Origin of the sequence: Polaromonas aquatica, from assembly GCF_050626995.1 — a bacterium.
Lineage (GTDB): Bacteria > Pseudomonadota > Gammaproteobacteria > Burkholderiales > Burkholderiaceae_C > Polaromonas > Polaromonas aquatica_A.
Map to the genome: position 1 here is coordinate 3712348 of NZ_CP192467.1, position 15955 is coordinate 3728302.

Annotated in this window: 12 protein-coding genes; 9 read left to right on the forward strand and 3 right to left on the reverse strand. The window is 64.0% G+C overall.

Going from position 1 to position 15955, the window contains the following annotated elements:
* Positions 1-21 precede the first annotated feature (21 nt).
* The 8 genes from ACQ4MS_RS17810 (at position 22) to ACQ4MS_RS17845 (ending at position 6479) form a co-directional block, all read left to right on the forward strand.
* Positions 22-417, forward strand: a complete 396-nt coding sequence (locus ACQ4MS_RS17810; RefSeq protein WP_431095954.1) for a DUF1636 family protein — start codon at positions 22-24, stop codon at positions 415-417.
* A 53-nt stretch (positions 418-470) separates the two neighbouring features.
* Positions 471-662, forward strand: a complete 192-nt coding sequence (locus tag ACQ4MS_RS17815; RefSeq protein ID WP_431095955.1) for a CbtB domain-containing protein — start codon at positions 471-473, stop codon at positions 660-662.
* 26 nt (positions 663-688) lie between these two features.
* Positions 689-1510: a CbtA family protein gene (locus ACQ4MS_RS17820; RefSeq protein ID WP_431095956.1), complete on the forward strand. Its 822-nt coding sequence runs from the start codon at positions 689-691 to the stop codon at positions 1508-1510.
* A 26-nt stretch (positions 1511-1536) separates the two neighbouring features.
* Positions 1537-2235 (forward strand): 5,6-dimethylbenzimidazole synthase, encoded by a 699-nt coding sequence (gene bluB, locus ACQ4MS_RS17825; RefSeq protein WP_431099613.1) that lies wholly within the window; start codon positions 1537-1539, stop codon positions 2233-2235.
* A 49-nt stretch (positions 2236-2284) separates the two neighbouring features.
* Positions 2285-3274: an adenosylcobinamide-phosphate synthase CbiB gene (cbiB, locus tag ACQ4MS_RS17830; protein ID WP_431095957.1), complete on the forward strand. Its 990-nt coding sequence runs from the start codon at positions 2285-2287 to the stop codon at positions 3272-3274.
* Positions 3271-4293, forward strand: a complete 1023-nt coding sequence (locus tag ACQ4MS_RS17835) for an aminotransferase class I/II-fold pyridoxal phosphate-dependent enzyme (protein ID WP_431095958.1) — start codon at positions 3271-3273, stop codon at positions 4291-4293. The genes cbiB and ACQ4MS_RS17835 overlap by 4 nt, the downstream gene beginning before the upstream one ends.
* Positions 4290-5822: a cobyric acid synthase gene (locus tag ACQ4MS_RS17840; RefSeq protein ID WP_431095959.1), complete on the forward strand. Its 1533-nt coding sequence runs from the start codon at positions 4290-4292 to the stop codon at positions 5820-5822. Before ACQ4MS_RS17835 ends, ACQ4MS_RS17840 begins: the two co-directional genes overlap by 4 nt.
* A 114-nt stretch (positions 5823-5936) precedes the next feature.
* A complete protein-coding gene (locus tag ACQ4MS_RS17845; protein ID WP_431095960.1) occupies positions 5937-6479 on the forward strand; it encodes a DUF4124 domain-containing protein in 543 nt (180 codons plus the stop codon).
* 56 nt (positions 6480-6535) lie between these two features.
* Here the strand turns inward: ACQ4MS_RS17845 and ACQ4MS_RS17850 are convergent, their stop codons facing one another.
* Positions 6536-7030 (reverse strand): hypothetical protein, encoded by a 495-nt coding sequence (locus ACQ4MS_RS17850; protein WP_431095961.1) that lies wholly within the window; start codon positions 7028-7030, stop codon positions 6536-6538.
* A 481-nt stretch (positions 7031-7511) separates the two neighbouring features.
* Between ACQ4MS_RS17850 and ACQ4MS_RS17855 the strand changes: the two genes are divergently transcribed.
* Entirely contained in the window at positions 7512-12935 is a 5424-nt protein-coding gene (locus tag ACQ4MS_RS17855; protein ID WP_431095962.1) for an MBG domain-containing protein, read from the forward strand.
* A gap of 174 nt (positions 12936-13109) precedes the next feature.
* On the opposite strand, the gene ACQ4MS_RS17860 is transcribed toward ACQ4MS_RS17855, so the two are convergent.
* Together ACQ4MS_RS17860 and ACQ4MS_RS17865 are read right to left on the reverse strand one after the other, a co-directional pair.
* A complete protein-coding gene (locus tag ACQ4MS_RS17860; protein ID WP_431095963.1) occupies positions 13110-15038 on the reverse strand; it encodes a sensor histidine kinase in 1929 nt (642 codons plus the stop codon).
* Between the two features lie 54 nt (positions 15039-15092).
* The gene (locus ACQ4MS_RS17865) at positions 15093-15788 is read right to left on the reverse strand and encodes a response regulator transcription factor (RefSeq protein ID WP_431095964.1); all 696 of its coding nucleotides are present in this window, start codon (positions 15786-15788) and stop codon (positions 15093-15095) included.
* Between the last annotated feature and the right edge of the window lie 167 nt (positions 15789-15955).

Sequence of the window (15955 nt, forward strand, 5' to 3'; positions counted from 1 at the left end):
CCCAAAACACATTTGAAACTGATGTCCGACACCGAAATCATTGTCTGCACCACCTGCCGCCCGGCTGGCCTATCGCGGGAGCTGCCGGCCCACGGCCTGACCCTGTTCGAGGCCGTGCAGGACGCGCTGCTGGTGTGTGAGCTCGACACGGCGGAACACAAAGGCCTGCAACTGCGCGGCCTGGCCTGCATGAGCGGCTGTTCCCGGGCCTGCACCGTGACGCTGCAGGCGCAGGGCAAGTTCAGCTATTACATCGGCGACTTGCTTCCCGACGCCGAAACCGCGGCCCAGGTGATTGCCTGCGCGCAGCTGCACAAGCACAGCGCCGACGGCAATCTGGCCCGCAACGCGCGGCCCGAGCGCCTGCGCGGCGGTATCCTCGCGCGGCTGCCCCCGATCGGGCAGGTCTCGACATGACGCACCAGATCCATTACGTTTGTTTTTTTCGCCACCAACCCAAGGAGATCGCCATGACTGAATCGACAACGCTGACCCATACCCCTTCCCATACCCTGAACCCCGGCCTGGCCGTGCTGCGTCCGCTGCTGGGCGCCGCCGCATTGGGGCTGGTCGTCCTGTATGGGGTGGCCTTTGCGGAAAGCCCGCTGGCGCACAACGCCGCGCATGATGTGCGACACGTGACCGTCAAGCCCTGCCACTGAGCGCGCGCCCTCACAAGGAGATTGCCATGATTTTCCAACGATTGATCTGGGCAGCCCTGGCGGTCGCCGTGCTGGTGGGCAGCCTGCAGTCCGGTGTGCAGCAGTTGCAGGCCGTGCCCATCATCCTGGCCGCTGAGGTGTTCGAAAGCCAGAAGGTGGACGCGCCCGAGCCGGCCGCGCCCGCGATGGCCGCTGCCCATACGCATAGCGACGGGGCCGCACATGACCATGGCGAGGCCGGCAAGGAATGGGCCCCCACCGACGGCGTAGAGCGTGTATTCTGGACCTGGGTGGCCAATGTCCTGCATGCTTTCAGCATGGCGCTGCTGTTTTTTGCGGTGATGGGTTTCAGCCTTGTGCGCGGCAGCAGCCTGCGCTCCCTGTCGCTGGCTGCCTGGGCGGCCGCAGCGGGTTGGCTCACGTTCCATTTCTGGCCTTCGCTGGGCTTGCCTGCAGAGATTCCCGGCATGGATGCCGCCCGCCTGGGCTCACGCCAGGGCTGGTGGGCGCTGGCGGCCGGCAGTGCGGCACTGGCTTGTGTATCGCTGGCGATGCTGCGCAGCCCCTTGCGCTGGGTGGCTGCTGCTGCCTGGCTGGCACTGCCTTTCGTCGTGGGCGCGCCTCATATCGCGGCCGATCCTCTGGCTGGTTTCAGCGGTGAAGCAGAGGCGACGCTGCGCCGGTTAGGCACGCAGTTCATCTGGGCGACCACCTGGGTGTCCCTGTCGTTCTGGGTCAGCATGGGCCTGGCGGGCGGGCTGGCGTTTCAGCGCTGGTTGCGTCCGGCTTTGCTGGCGGTGCTGCAGCGTGCCGACGCGCCTGCCGGCGCGGTGCAAGCTCCGCAGTGAGTGGTGTGACGGGTTCTGTTTCCGCCTTGGTGGCGGGCCCGGCCGATGGGGCCGTGCCCGGCCACGCTTTCAGCACCGCTGAGCAACAGGCGGTGTACCGGGCCATTTTCGAGCGGCGCGACATGCGCCACTTCAACGGCGGCACGGTAAGTGACGACATGCTGCAGCGCCTGCTCTCGGCCGCGCACCATGCGCCCAGCGTGGGCTTCATGCAGCCCTGGCGATTTATCCGCGTGCGCAGCCGGTCTTTGCGCGAAGGCATCCATGCGCTGGTCGAACAGGAGCGCGTGCTCACGGCCCAGGCGCTGGGCGAGCGCGAAGACGAGTTCATGAAACTCAAGGTGCAGGGCGTGCTCGATGCCGCGGAGGTGCTGGTGGTCGCGCTGCCGCCGGGGCGCGAGCAGCACGTATTTGGCCGCCGCACCCTGCCCGAGATGGACCTGGCGTCGGCGGCCTGCGCCATCCAGAACCTCTGGCTCGCGGCGCGCGCCGAAGGGCTGGGCATGGGCTGGGTCTCGATCTTCGACCCGCCGCAACTGGCCGCGCTGCTGCACATGCCCGAAGGCAGCCAGCCGATTGCCGTGCTGTGCCTGGGGCCGGTTCAGGCTTTCTACGACCAGCCCATGCTGCAGACTGAAAAGTGGGCGCGCCGCGCGCCGCTGGCCGACATGGTGTTTGATGACTGCTGGGGCCAGACCACCCCGCGTGAGCCGGAAGCGGGTTGAGATGTTCACGTATTGGGTCAGCCTTCATGCCTTGTCCAGTCCTGCCTCCATGGCAGTTCACGCGGCGTGCATGCTGGGGGTGGTTCTGTTGCTGGCTTTGTGGATAGACAAACATGTTGGTGAACCGCCCGTGCGTATGCATCCGGTGGTCTGGATAGGCGGTTACCTCCGGGCCTGCGGCAGTGTGACCGTGCGCTGTCCGCCCGCGCCGGCTTTTTTCCTTGGGGCTCTGGCGTGGTGGGTGGGCGCGGTGATGGTGGGCGCAATCGCCTGGGGGATACAGGCACTGGTGTTCTGGCAGCTGGCGGGCTACGTGAAGGCCCCAACCTGGATGGCTGCCATCGACACTGTGCTGCTGGCGCTGCCAATGGCCTGGCTTCTCAAATGCATGCTGTCATGGCGCATGCTGCGCGAGGAGGTCGGCGCAGTCGAGCTGGCGCTGGGCCAGTCGCTGGAAGCAGGGCGGGAGCGCCTCTCCTGGCTGGTCAGCCGCGACACCACCCAACTGACCGAAAGCCAGGTGCGGGAAAGCGCAATTGAATCCCTGGCCGAAAACTTCAATGACTCCGTGGTGGCACCGGTCTTCTGGTTTGTTCTGTTCGGCCTGCCGGGTGCGGCCGTCTACCGCTTCAGCAACACCGCCGACGCCATGTGGGGTTACCGCGGTGTCTACCGCGGCAAAAACTGGGAATGGGCTGGCAAGTGGGCGGCACGCGCGGACGACGTGCTGTCATGGATGCCGGCGCGCCTCACGGCGCTGCTGCTGGCACTCGCCGCACGAGGCCTGCCGTTTCATGCCTTGCGCATTGAAGCCCGCAAGACCCCGTCGCCCAACAGCGGCTGGCCCATGGCTGCCATGGCGCTGACGCTGGGTATCTCGCTCGGCAAGCCGGGTGTTTACACCCTGAACCCGGAAGGGCGGGCACCCGAGGCAGCAGACACCGCGTTGGCCCAAAGACTGGCTTCGAAGGCGGTGTCCTCCCAGGCATGGGTTGCCGTCCTGTCCATGCTGTTGATGGCTCTGGTGGCAGCGGCATGAGCACCAGCTTCGTCACTCCGCGCATTCATGGCGGGCCCGACGCGAAGGGTGTGCCGTTGCATGATTTCTCGACCAACAGCAATGCCTGCGGGCCATGTCATTCAGCGCTGGCAGCTGTCCGCCAGGCTGATGCCACCCGTTATCCCGACGCAGGCTACACGCAATTGCGCAGGCAACTGGCGGCTTTCCATCGCGTGGATGAGGCGCGTTTAGTGCTCGCCGCGAGCGCCAGCGAATTTATTTTTCGCATCACCGCACTGGCCGTGCAACGCGGGGCACGCGGGGTGTGGCTTCCGCCGCATAGCTATGGCGACTACGCGCAGGCGGCAGCTGCACACGGACTTGCCCTGGCAAATCGGCCAGGCGATGCGCAACTGCTGTGGGCCTGTGAGCCTTCCAGCCCACTGGGTGACGCACATCGGGGCCTCGCCGAACTGGTGGATCGCTGCGAAGCGCACACGTTGATCGTGCTGGACCGGGCCTACGAGCCTTTGCGGCTTGGCGCCATGCCCACACTCACGCCGCAGCAACTTGACACCACCTGGCAACTCTGGACGCCAAACAAGGCGCTGGGCCTGACCGGCGTGCGCGCGGCCTATGCGATTGCACCTGTGGAGCAGGCGGACAACGTTGCAGCGCTGGAGCAGCTCTGTCCTTCGTGGCCTGTGGGCGCGCATGGAGAGGCCATGCTGAAAGCCTGGGCCGACAGTGAAGCGCAGGACTGGTTGGCCGCAAGCTTGCATACCTTGCGCGAATGGAAAACGCGGCAAATAGCCTTGTGCGAGTCACTGGGTTGGCGCTGCCTTCCAAGCGAGGCCAACTTCTTCTGCGCCCAGCCGGCCTTGCCCGAAAGCGTGAGTTTGCAGAAGGCGCTGTCGGTGTTGCGTGCCCAGGGCATCAAGTTGCGTGACACCACTTCATTTGGTCTGCCCGGCCATGTGCGCCTGGGCGTACTTCCGCCAGCCGCGCAGGACGCGCTGCACGACGCATGGCAACAATTGATCAAGGCAAACCAATGACCGCAAAAAGCGTGATGGTGCTGGGTACCACCAGCGGCGCCGGCAAAAGCTGGCTGACGACCGCGCTGTGCCGTTACTACGCGCGGCAGGGGCTCAAGGTTGTCCCGTTCAAAGCGCAGAACATGAGTAATAACGCAAGGGTTGTAGCCCCCACGCTCCGCACTGGCGTGTCGTCGCTGCCCCCCGAGGGGGCTAATTTTCCTTGGGGCGGCCCGGCGGAAAATTGGGTCGCGCAAGGCGAGATCGGCAGCGCCCAGTATTTCCAGGCGCTGGCAGCGAGAGCTGTGCCCGACGTGCGCATGAACCCTTTGCTGCTCAAGCCCGAAAAGGACACACAAAGTCAGGTCATATTGATGGGCCAGATCAATGCCGAACTCTCCCGCATGGAATGGCGCGGCCGCAGCGCGTCGGTCTGGCCGGTGGTGGCGCACGCGCTGGACGAGTTGCTTCAAGAAAACGACGTGGTCGTGATGGAGGGCGCGGGCTCGCCGGCCGAGATCAACCTCAAGTCCAGTGACATTGTCAACATGCGCTCGGCGCAGCATGCCAACGCGGCCTGCCTGCTGGTGACCGACATCGACCGCGGCGGCGCCTTTGCGCATCTTTACGGCACCTGGGCCATGCTGGACGATTCAGAGCGCAAGCTCATCAAAGGCTTTGTGCTCAACAAATTCAGGGGCGATGCCAAACTGCTGGCGCCTGGCCCCCAGATGTTGCAGGATATGACTGGCATCCCCACCGTAGCCACCTTGCCCATGTGGTGGCAGCACGGCCTGCCCGAGGAAGACGGGGTCTTTGATGACCGCAGCGTGGCATCCGGCGCGGTCACCACTACTGTCGCCGTGGTCGCCTACCCGCGCATCAGCAACCTCGATGAATTCCAGCCCCTGAAGAACGTGCCCGGTGTGCGCCTCAAGTGGGTACGCAGCCCGGCAGACCTGGCAGGTGCCGACTGGATTGTCCTGCCGGGCTCCAAGCACACCAGCGGCGACCTGGCCTGGCTGCGCGCCCGAGGGCTGGACCACGCCATTGCCACCCACGCAGGGCAAGGCGGTGCGGTACTGGGCATTTGCGGAGGCCTTCAGATGCTGGGCGAAGCGCTGATTGACCCGCACGGCATCGACGGCAATGCACCGGGGCTGGGCCTGCTGCCGGTGGTCACCGTGTTTGAGGAAGGCAAAACGGTGCGGCAGCGGAAAGCGTGCTTCGCCGGGGTGGACGGCGCCTGGGCGGCTTTGTCGGGCGTGACCCTGCAAGGCTATGAAATCCATCACGGCCAGACCGCGCAGCACCCGGCGCTGGCGGCTGCGGGCGACAAGGCCAGCGCAGTGATGGCCGACGGCCTGGCCTGGCAGAACGTTCGTGGCAATGTGCTGGGCCTGTATTTGCACGGCATGTTTGAAGACCCGGCGGTACTAAAGGCGCTGTTTGGCGCCACGGTGCCGACACTGGATTCGGTATTTGATGGCCTGGCGGATTACATCACCGAGCATTTCGCGCCCGGTGTGCTGGACGGGTTGATTCGCTGACCGGTCTTGAACGCCTGGAGTTCAGGCGCCGGAACACCGGCAAAACGCCGCAGGGTGGCTGCCTACAATTGCCTGTTGCGCGCCGCTCGAGGCGCATACCCTTGCAAGGATCACATGCTGAAAAAACAATGGCGGAGAATTCTGGTTGCGGGCGCATTGCTTGCGGCCTGGCACAGCGGTCAGGCCCAGCCTGTTTACAAGTGGGTGGATGCCAGCGGCAAGACCCACTACGGCTCCCAGCCGCCCCCGAGCGACAAGGATGTTGAGCCACTGAAGCTGCAGGGCAACGGCAGCACCGCAAAAAATCACCTCGGAGGCACCAAGCCGATTCCCAAGGACACCCAGGAAATGATGCAGGGCATGGAAACCGCGCTCAAGAAGGTGGATCCGAAAAGCGTGCCCTTGTCTTGCAGCGCTGCTGTGAACAACGTGCGTTCGCAGGTCACGACCATGCTGGAGACGGGCCAGCGCAATGTCCAGCAGGGCTACACCAAGGCTGCTGATTTTGAAGGGGTGGCCGCCAAGCTCCGCCACGGTCTTTCAAACACCACGACGGCCGATTGCCAGTCCGCCTCAGGCAACAAGAAGCTGTTCTACCAATGCATGTCCAGTGACCGCAACCATGTCGCTGGTTGTGGCTCCAAGTACAAGTTTTAATTGACGCCTGCTCACGCGCAAACAGCAAAGCCGCACATTCCGGCTTTGCGTGAAGGCTAGCCCGGCATCCGCTTCAAAGGCCCAAAGCAGGCCTGCAGCGATTCGGCCTTGCACACAATCAACTGGTCCTGCTTGGGACTGAACTGGATGAAACGCACAACCGGCGGGTCCGACGCTTCATGCAGGTCACCTGAACAGTCGCGCTTGCCATTGCCGCCGGTCACGGTGTCGGTGAGCCGGTAAAACCCTTGCGCACTGGGCGCAGCGGAGATTTCGTAATCGCCACGTGTGACTTCTTCACCGCTGGTGACAAGCCTCGTGCCTTTGGCACTGTATTGCCAGGTTTCGGTGCAGGCTTTTCCCGCCAGCGTCCAGCTCCAGGTGCCTACAAGAGGGTGGGGCACGGGTGCTGTTGCGGGGGCAACTGGTGCGGGCCTGGCTGTCTGCGCTACGGCGAAGCTGCAGAACAAGGTGGCAAGGGCAAGACCGGCAAATTTGCACAAGTGATGGCTGTTGGCTGTGGGATGAGGGTCGGTAGGTGAAAACTTCATGGGGTGATTATGAAGAGGCTGCCGCCGAAGCCGGAAGCGCTGGCCAAGATGAATAGCCGCCAAGCTTGGCATTTCTTCCAGCAAAGGCGGATGCTATTGTTTTGATAGCTTCTTGCGTATGTCTGTATTGCCTGGAGGCGTGACTTTGTGGTCAAAAACTCCCAAAAAAGGGGATTTGGAGGATCTATGTACCCCCGCAGGGCTGGAAAACAGGTTAAACAGCTTTTCCAGATAATTCGGCCTGTTTTTAGTGCCAAAAAGTGCCTTCAGCGCAATGAGAATGGGCGCGAGCAGCTATTTAAAAGATAGCAATGTTTCCGCACGGGCACGCCGGTGTTGAAACGCCACAGACAGTCGTTTTCCCCTGCCTCCCAGCGGGCAATTCATGGATACTTATGGTTACCTTCATGGGGTCCTTGTTACCCCCCCCCCCGCTCGTCCAGGCCGTAGCCGGATTTCCTGACCTTCCGAAAAGACTCTCATGAAAAGTCACGCCAGCATTAATCGCATCTACCGTCTTGTCTGGAATGCGGCGCTGGGCCTGTGGGTTGCCGTGGCCGAAACCGCCAAAGGCCGAAGCAGGGGCGGCTCTGGTCGCGGTGGCGTTGCGGTCATCTCAGCCGGCCTCCGGGAGGGTGCAGGCCTCGGGTTTGTCCTGCACAAACGTTGCCGAGCCGCCGTGGTCATGCTACTGGCGATGTCGGTCTTTAACCTGCAAGTGCACGCTGCCGACGCGCTGAACTCCACCGTGGTTGTGGGCAGCGGCAACGTGAGCACCAGCGGTGCCACCACCACCATCAACCAGACCAGTCAGCGTCTGGCCATCGACTGGACCCAGCTTTCCACAGCAGCCAATGAGGCGCTGGTGTTCAACCAGCCCAACGCCCAGGCGATAGCGCTGAATCGCATCACCGGCAGCAGCCCGAGCGAATTTCTGGGCAGCCTGACGGCCAACGGGCAGGTGTTTATCCTCAATCCGAACGGCGTGCTGTTTGGCGCCGGCAGCCAGGTCAACGTCGGCGGCCTGGTGGCTTCGACGCTTTCCATGAGCAATGCCGACTTCATGGCTGGCAGCACCACGTTTGGCACCGACCCCGGCCATGCGGGCACGGGCAGCAGTGCGGGCAAGGTGGTCAACAAGGGCACGCTGACGGCTGCGCCAGGCGGCTACGTGGCGCTGCTGGCGCCCGAAGTGCGCAATGAAGGCGTGATCACCGCCAGCCTGGGAACGGCCCTGCTGGCCGCCGGCAACAAGATCACCCTGAACCTGGACAACGGCAATTTGCTGGGCTACAGCATTGACCAGGGCGCCATCAACGCGCTGGCCGAGAACAAGTTGCTGATCCAGGCAAATGGCGGCCAGGTCTTGCTGTCTGCCAAGGCCATGGACCAGCTGACCACGGCGACGGTGAACAACACCGGAATCATTGAAGCGAAGACGATTGCCAACAAGGCCGGCCGCATCCTGCTGATGGGCGACATGGAAACGGGTACTGTCAACGTCGGCGGCACGCTCGATGCCAGCGCTCCCGATGGCGGCAATGGCGGGTTCATTGAGACCAGTGCCGCCAATGTGAACGTTGCAGCTGGCACGCGGGTTACGACCAAGGCAACAAATGGCCAAAGCGGCACCTGGCTGATCGACCCCGTGGACTTCACCATTGACGCGGGCGGCGCGGCGCAAACTACCTCGGGCATGGGCGCGGACACCTTGTCCGCCGCACTGGACCTCGGCAACGTCAGCATCGCGACGGATGCGTCAACGGGGGGCAATGGCGACATCAACGTCAACAGCGCGGTCAGCTGGTCAGCCAATCCAAGTACCCTAACGTTGACGGCGCACCGCGACATCAACTTCAACGCCAACGTGACGTATTCCGGCACTGGTGCGGCGGGCCTGACTGCGCAGGCTACGCGCAACATTGCCGTGGGTACGGGTGTGGCAGTTGCCTCAACCGGCACAGGTTCTCTGGCGGTGGTGCTGGGTGGCCCCACGGTGGGAAGTGCTGCCGGCGGCGCCATCAGCCTGGCCAGCGGTTCATCGGTTGCCAGCAACGGCGGTGACATCACCTTCAAGGGCAATTCGATAGCGCTGTCTGGCGCCGATGTGACAGCGAATGGCGGCAGCATCGCCATGACCGCGTCCGGCGTCAATGACACCCATTCGGTGGAGATCGCCAACAGCGGCGCCACACAATCCAATGTCACCACCACCGGCGCGGGCAACATCACCATCAGCGGCAACCTGACGAGCGGCGGTACCAGTGCCACCGGCGGCTCGGCAGGCGGCGTGGTCGTCACCAATTCCAACATCACCGCGGGCAATGGAACCATCACTGTCACGGGCGACGCGGGCTGGCCGTCCGGTTTGGCGCAGGTTTCACGTGGCGTACGACTGGATTCGGGCGCGAAAATCACCGGCGCCGGCAACATCAACATCACGGGGCGGGTAGGCCGCAGCTCGTCGGCCACCAGCAAGGGACTGCACCTGGCCGGTGGGGCGGAAGTTTCCAGCACCGGCGGAGACATTTCGCTCACCGGTACGCTGAACAATCCTTCCATCCTTGATGGTACCGGCCTGCATGTCAGCGGCAAGGTGCAGTCTGGCGCCAGCAAAAAAATCACGCTCACAGGCTCGGCCACCGTGGGCGGCGCCTCGGGCACTGGTGTGCTGATCGATGGGGCGGCGCAGCTGCTCGCAGGCACGGGTGGTTTGACCATTGTGGGCAGCGTCAGCTCTTCGACGACCGCTACCAACGTGATCGGTACGCACATCACCACCAGCGGACCGACCGGCCCCACTATCAGCTCTACAGGCGCAATAGATATTACTGGCACCATGAGTGCCAGCTCCGCTTCAGGCAACAGCGCTTTACGCATGGAGGCCGGCACGATCAACTCCAATGGCGCGAACATCGTCTTGCGTGGCTCCGGCGTGCCTGCGCCTGCGCCTGCGGCTGCCCGCGATGTCCGACTCGAAGGTACGGCGGTTACCAGCGGCGGCGGTGAGATCCAGATCATTGGCAACCGTGTCGAAATTGCCAGTGCGGTCAATGCCGGTGCCGGCCGGGTGGTGATTGCGCCTTTTAACACCAACCGACAGATCACACTCGCGTCATCGGCGGGGGGTATTGAAGCGATGGCACTGAATTTGAGTGACTTTGAGTTGAACAGAATCACGGCCGGTGTGTTGCAGATCGGCACCCTGACGAGCACAGGCGGTATTGAGATCGCTGGCCCCATCACGGCTGCGCCAGGACCTTTGCCGGTCATCAGCCTGTTAAACGCCAGTACCATCAGCCAGACGGGGGCAATCAGTGTTGGCAAGCTCAACGCGGTAGGGTCTTCCGTGATCCTGACCAACGCCGGCAATCAGATTGACGAAATCAGCGGACGCTCTACCACCGGCGCATTCGCCGTTACCAGCAGCAAGGCTGCGCCGCTCACGGTCGGTACCGTTGACGGGTACGCAGGCACCAATTCGGGCGGCAATGCCACCACGCTCACCAACATGAACGGCGCCATCGCGCAGACCCAGGCCATTGTGGCCAGCAGCTTCACCGGCAGCAGCAACGGCGGCACCACGCTGGGCCTGGCGGGCAACCAGATCGGCGCCTTTAACCTGACCAACAGTGGCTCGGGCAATATCGTTGTGGCGAACGGCATCGCCACAACGCTTACCTCAGTCACCAATACGGGAGGTGGGCGCATTGATGTCGACAACACGGGCGGTGTCACTGTGGCGTCCGTCAGCAGTGACGGTGCGGCCACCGGGACAACATCCGGAACGGCAGCGATCAGCGTGAAGTCAAGCCAGGGCATTTCGGCAAGCGGCGGCGGTACGCACATCGCCACGGGCGCCGGCTCGCTCTACCTTGAAGGCGCGGGCAGTGTGGGAGCCAGTTCAGGCACACCGCTGCGCACATCGGCGACGCGGGTGAGCGCCCAGGCGACAGGCGCCGGCGCACAGGTCAACCTGGTGCTCACTAATGGCGGCACACTTGAAAACATCGCGGCAAACAGCACTGCCAGCGTGTCGGCCACCGCGGGAAGCCTGGCCGTGAAAACCGTGTCGGGCAGTGCGGTGACGCTGGCGGCCAATGCAGGCGCCATCACCGACGCCAACGGCGCGGCCAACAACGTCACCGCAACGTCGCTGACCGCTTCTTCCCAAAACGGTATCGCACTGGGCACCAACGTGAGCGGCGCACAGACATTGAGCACCACGGGCGCGGCCGGCGACATCACCATCACTGCCGCCAATGCCATCGACACCAGCAACTTCAGCGTAAGCACCAATGCCGGTTCCGCACAGACGGTCAGCCTGACTTCGAATGCCGGCATCACGGTGGGCAGTGCCTTCGGCAACACCCAGGACAAGCTCAAGCTGATAGCGACCGGCGGCAACATTGCCGTCAACGGCGCGCTGACGGCCAGCGAACTCACGCTAAGCACCGCGGGTACCAGCACACAAAGCGCGGCCATCACTGCCACAGGCCTGGAACTGCTGGGCAGCGGCAGCCACACGCTGAACAATGCAGGCAATGCGGTGACCACGCTGGCCGGCAATACCGGCAACGTCGACTATTCACAGGCCGGCGCACTGACCATCGGCACCGTCAACACGGCAGGACTGACCGCCAGCGGCAAGGTGCTGGTGCGCGCGACCGGCGCGGCGGGTGACATCACGCTGAACAATGCGGTCACCTCAGGCAGCGCGGCGAGCGATTCGCTGGTGCTGGCCGCCGGGCGCAACTTCATCAACAATGCCGGCGCCACACCGTTGAACCCGGGCGCGGGCCGCTTCCTGGTGTATTCGACCGACCCGACGGCCAACACCATGGGCGGCATTACCTCGACCGGCAACGCCTTCAGCCGTACCTACGCCGCCAATGCGCCCACCGATGCGTCCATGACGTCGCTCAGCGGCAACCGCATGGTGTACAGCGTAACGCCGTTGCTTACCATCACGGGTAACAACCAGGCCAAGGTCTATGGCGCGGCCGACCCGGGCCTGACCTACACGCTGAACTCCGGGCTGGTGGCCGGAGACACAGCCGCAACCGCGCTGGCCGGCGTGCTGGCAGCGCCGACAGGTTCCGCGGCCTCTGCGGGCACACACGCCATCACCCAGGGCACGCTGGCGTCAGCCCTGGGCTACGGCATTGCGTACACCAACGGCACCCTGACCGTGGACAAAGCCACGGTGAGCGTGACGGGCATGGCTGCCAACAACAAAACCTACGATGGCGGCGTCGCAGCGACCCTGAGCAACACTGGCGCCTTGGTGGGGCTGGTCTACGGTGAGGCCCTGACCTTGAACTCCACTGGCGCCAGTTTCATCGACGCGAACGTCGGCACCGGCAAAGCCGTTACGGCGACCTACAACCTCGCCAATGGCGTGGGCGGACTGGCCAGCAACTACCAGTTGGCGGCGGCTCCCGTCACGGGGACGGCTGATATCAACAAGGCCAACCTGACCGTCACGGCCAACAATGACAACCGGACTGTGGGCGCCGCAGCCTATGCCGGCGGCAATGGCGTGAGCTATAGCGGTTTTGTGGCCGGCGAAACGGCCGCAGTGCTGGGCGGCGCGCTGAGCTATGGCGGTAGCTCGCAAGGCGCGACCGCCGTGGGCAACTACGCCATTACCGCAAGTGGCTATACCGCGGCCAACTACGCGCTGGCCTATGTCGACGGGGTGCTGAGCATCAACCCCGTAGCAACGCCGGTGCCTGTGCCCGTAGTGCCAGGCGGCAACCCGGCAAGCGACGCTTACCTGAGTGCGCTGCGCAACATCGCGAGCCTTGGCGCTTCAGGTGGCGGCGCGCAGGGCGGTGGCGCAGACCCCAGTGACGCCCTGAAAGCCGCCGCTGCCGAAGCCGGGAATACGAACGAGGAATAAGCCCACCCCCGTCCAGCCTCACTTCGTGTAGCTTGTTCTCAGGGGGCGGCGCGTGCGGTCTGGCAAAGCCAGTCCCGCGACCCCCGTTTATGCGCCCAGAACTCTTCAACCAGCATGAGCCGTGGAACCGGCTTTGCCGGGCCACAGGCGGGCGGCCCCCTCGGGGGCAAGGAACTACACGGAGTGAGTGACTGTGGGGGCCAATGGTAGCCACAAGGTAAAGCGCGTGCCCGCCGGCCCCGATTGCCAGTTGACCGTGCCGTCAATGGTTTGCGCGCGGCGCCGCTGGTTTTGCAGGCCTTTCCCCGCGGCGTCGCCAGAGGCTTTGTCGATATCAAAGCCCTGGCCGTTGTCTTCGATGATGACCTGCACCCCCGCGCCTTCGATGGCAGTGCTAAAGCGGATCTCAGTCGCATGCGTATGGCGCAGGATGTTGGCCACGCTTTCCTGGATGATGCGCAGGATGTGCAGCGCGCTGGAAGGGTTCAGCCAGTCCAGCGTGGGGAGTACCTGCACTTCCCACAGCAGCGTGACGCCGGTGCCTTCCAGCCGGGGTTCGAGCCGGAAACGCAGTGTGGCCAGCAGCAGCAACAGGTCGGCCTCCACCGGCTCCATCGAGTCGATGGCGAGCTTCAGGTCGTCCATGCAGTCCTTGAGGGTCTGTGTCACGCGTTCGTCGCTCATGCCGCCGCCTTCGATGGAGCGGATGGCGCTGATCAGCGTCGAGCCCAAGCCGTCGTGCATGTCCTGCATCATGCGCTGGCGTTCATCGCTCAGCATCTGCTGCTGGGCAATCTCGCGCAGGCTGCGGTGGCTGGCTTCAAGTTCGGCTTCGCGTGCCCGCAGGCGCTCGGCCAGGCTGGCGTTGACCTGCTCGACTTCCGCAATGGCGCCGGTGTAACGGCGGTACATCACATAACCGAAGACGCTGAAGGTGATCGCGTTGGTATGCGGGCCCATATACCAGCTTTCGGGGCTGATGAAATTGTTCTGTACCAGCCAGTCGGTCGCGCTAAAGAGCGTGGCCAGCACCGTCCCGATGGCCACCACCATGGCGCTGCGAGAGCGCCCCCAGGCGTTGATGACGCCCGCCACGCTGACGCTCACGCCCATCAGTGCGGCCACCACATACAGCACTGGTGTGGTCCTCGGCGTGTTGGGCAGGGCCGACCACAGGGGCAGGGTCAGCAGGGCCATCAGCACGGACGCGGTGATCAGTGCCCGCGTCAGCCACAGTTGCTGGCGCCGGTGCAGCAGGCCGATTGAAAAGTGCACCACCGTGACCAGCCAGAACAGCGAGTTGACGGTGAACCAGGCAAACCAGTCGTTGGCAATCGGGAAGCTCACATAAAAATGCAGGCCCCGCACGAAGGACATGACCGCCAGCACAAAAAATAGCAGATAGCCCGGCTCATGCCGGCGCCGCAACCACACCAGCAAGGCGAAGATGCCGACCGCGAGGAAAGCCGAGCTGAACATGCCCGGCAATTCCTGCTGCAGCCATTGGCGGCCGCGGTAGCGCCAGCTGATGGCATCCACCGGGCCCAGCCACAGTGATGACAGCGCCACCTGCGTCGCAGCCGTGTGCTCGATGCGCAGCGTGATCTCGTGCGGCGGCCGGCCATCGGGTGATTTCTCCAGCAGCACCCACAGCGGCGTGTGCGGGCTGTTCCATAACGGGCCTTGCTGCTGTGCGGTGTGTACCAGGTGACCGTCGGCATACACCGCGAGGGTGCCGTCGGTGCGCACGCGGGCCGCATACAGCGCCAGCGGCGTGGACGATGCCGGGGCCTGCGGCACGGTCAGTCGAAACCAGCTGGTGCGTGTGACGGGTGCCGCGCCGGCGGATGCTGCAGCCCGGGCCTGTCCCAGCAACGCTATGGGCAAGGCGTGCGGCAGCGTAACGGGTTGCCAGCGGTCCAGCAGGGTTTGGCCGTCGAGGGTGAGCGGTGGCGAGGTGAAGCCCGCATCGGTTCGCACCTGCCAGTCAGCCTGGGTGAGATGCAGGGCCGCTGCGCTGGGGGAACCACCCGCGCGGGTGCCCGCAGAGTCACAGGCGACAAGACCCGTCAGCACCGCAGCTGCTGCCAGCAGCGCTAACATGCGGGGCGAAAAACGCAGGAGGCGGTGGTGATGAAAGGGCATTCGCGCGGGCAACTACTGCGCCAAAATGCCCTGGTTCCTGGCTTCGTAGATCGCTTCAGCCTTGGAGGTAACCTTGAGTTTGCTGTAGATGCGCCGCACAAAAGTGCGCACCGTGAAGTGCGACAACTCCATCAGCCTGGCGATTTCCACGGCGGTGAAGCCTCTGGTGATGTAGTCCAGCACTTCCTTTTCACGCGCCGACAGCAGCGATGGTGCGTCGATATCGGCGGGCGTCGTGCCGGCGCCGGCTGCGGTGCTGCGGCGAAAGCGCGCCAGCACCTGCCGGGCGATGATGGGGCTGATCGGGCTGCCGCCGCTGGCCAGGCTGCGAATCTCTGCCGCCATCTTCAGCGGTGAGCTGTCTTTCAGCAGGTAGCCGGCAGCGCCGGACTCAATCGACTGCATCACATGCGTCTCGTCGCCAAAATTGGTGCTCACCATGATGCTGCATGCCGGCCACTGTCGGGAAGCCGCGCGGATCACGTCGATGCCAGAGCCATCGGGCAGGCCTAAATCAACCAGCAGCACATCGGCCGGCGGCTGCATCAGCATCTGCAAGCCTTCGGCACGGGTACCTGCCGCGCCCACCAGGCGCATGTCAGAAGCGCCTTGCACCACGCGGCTCAGCGCTCCGCGAAAGCCCGGATCGTCCTCGACGATGGCGACATGGATCATGGGCAGGTCTTGTTCAGCGGGAGGTGCATTCATCAGGCAGACATTTTGCGACGGTTTTCGGGTACACGACTCGCTATTTGTGTAGATCGTTTGTTCTACGTGCAAGCCGGTAACGGGTGTCTTGTCACCGGCAGGGCCTGTTCACTGCCCCGTCGGTGCCGATCATCATGCCATCCGGCCGACCGGCTCGCTATATTTTT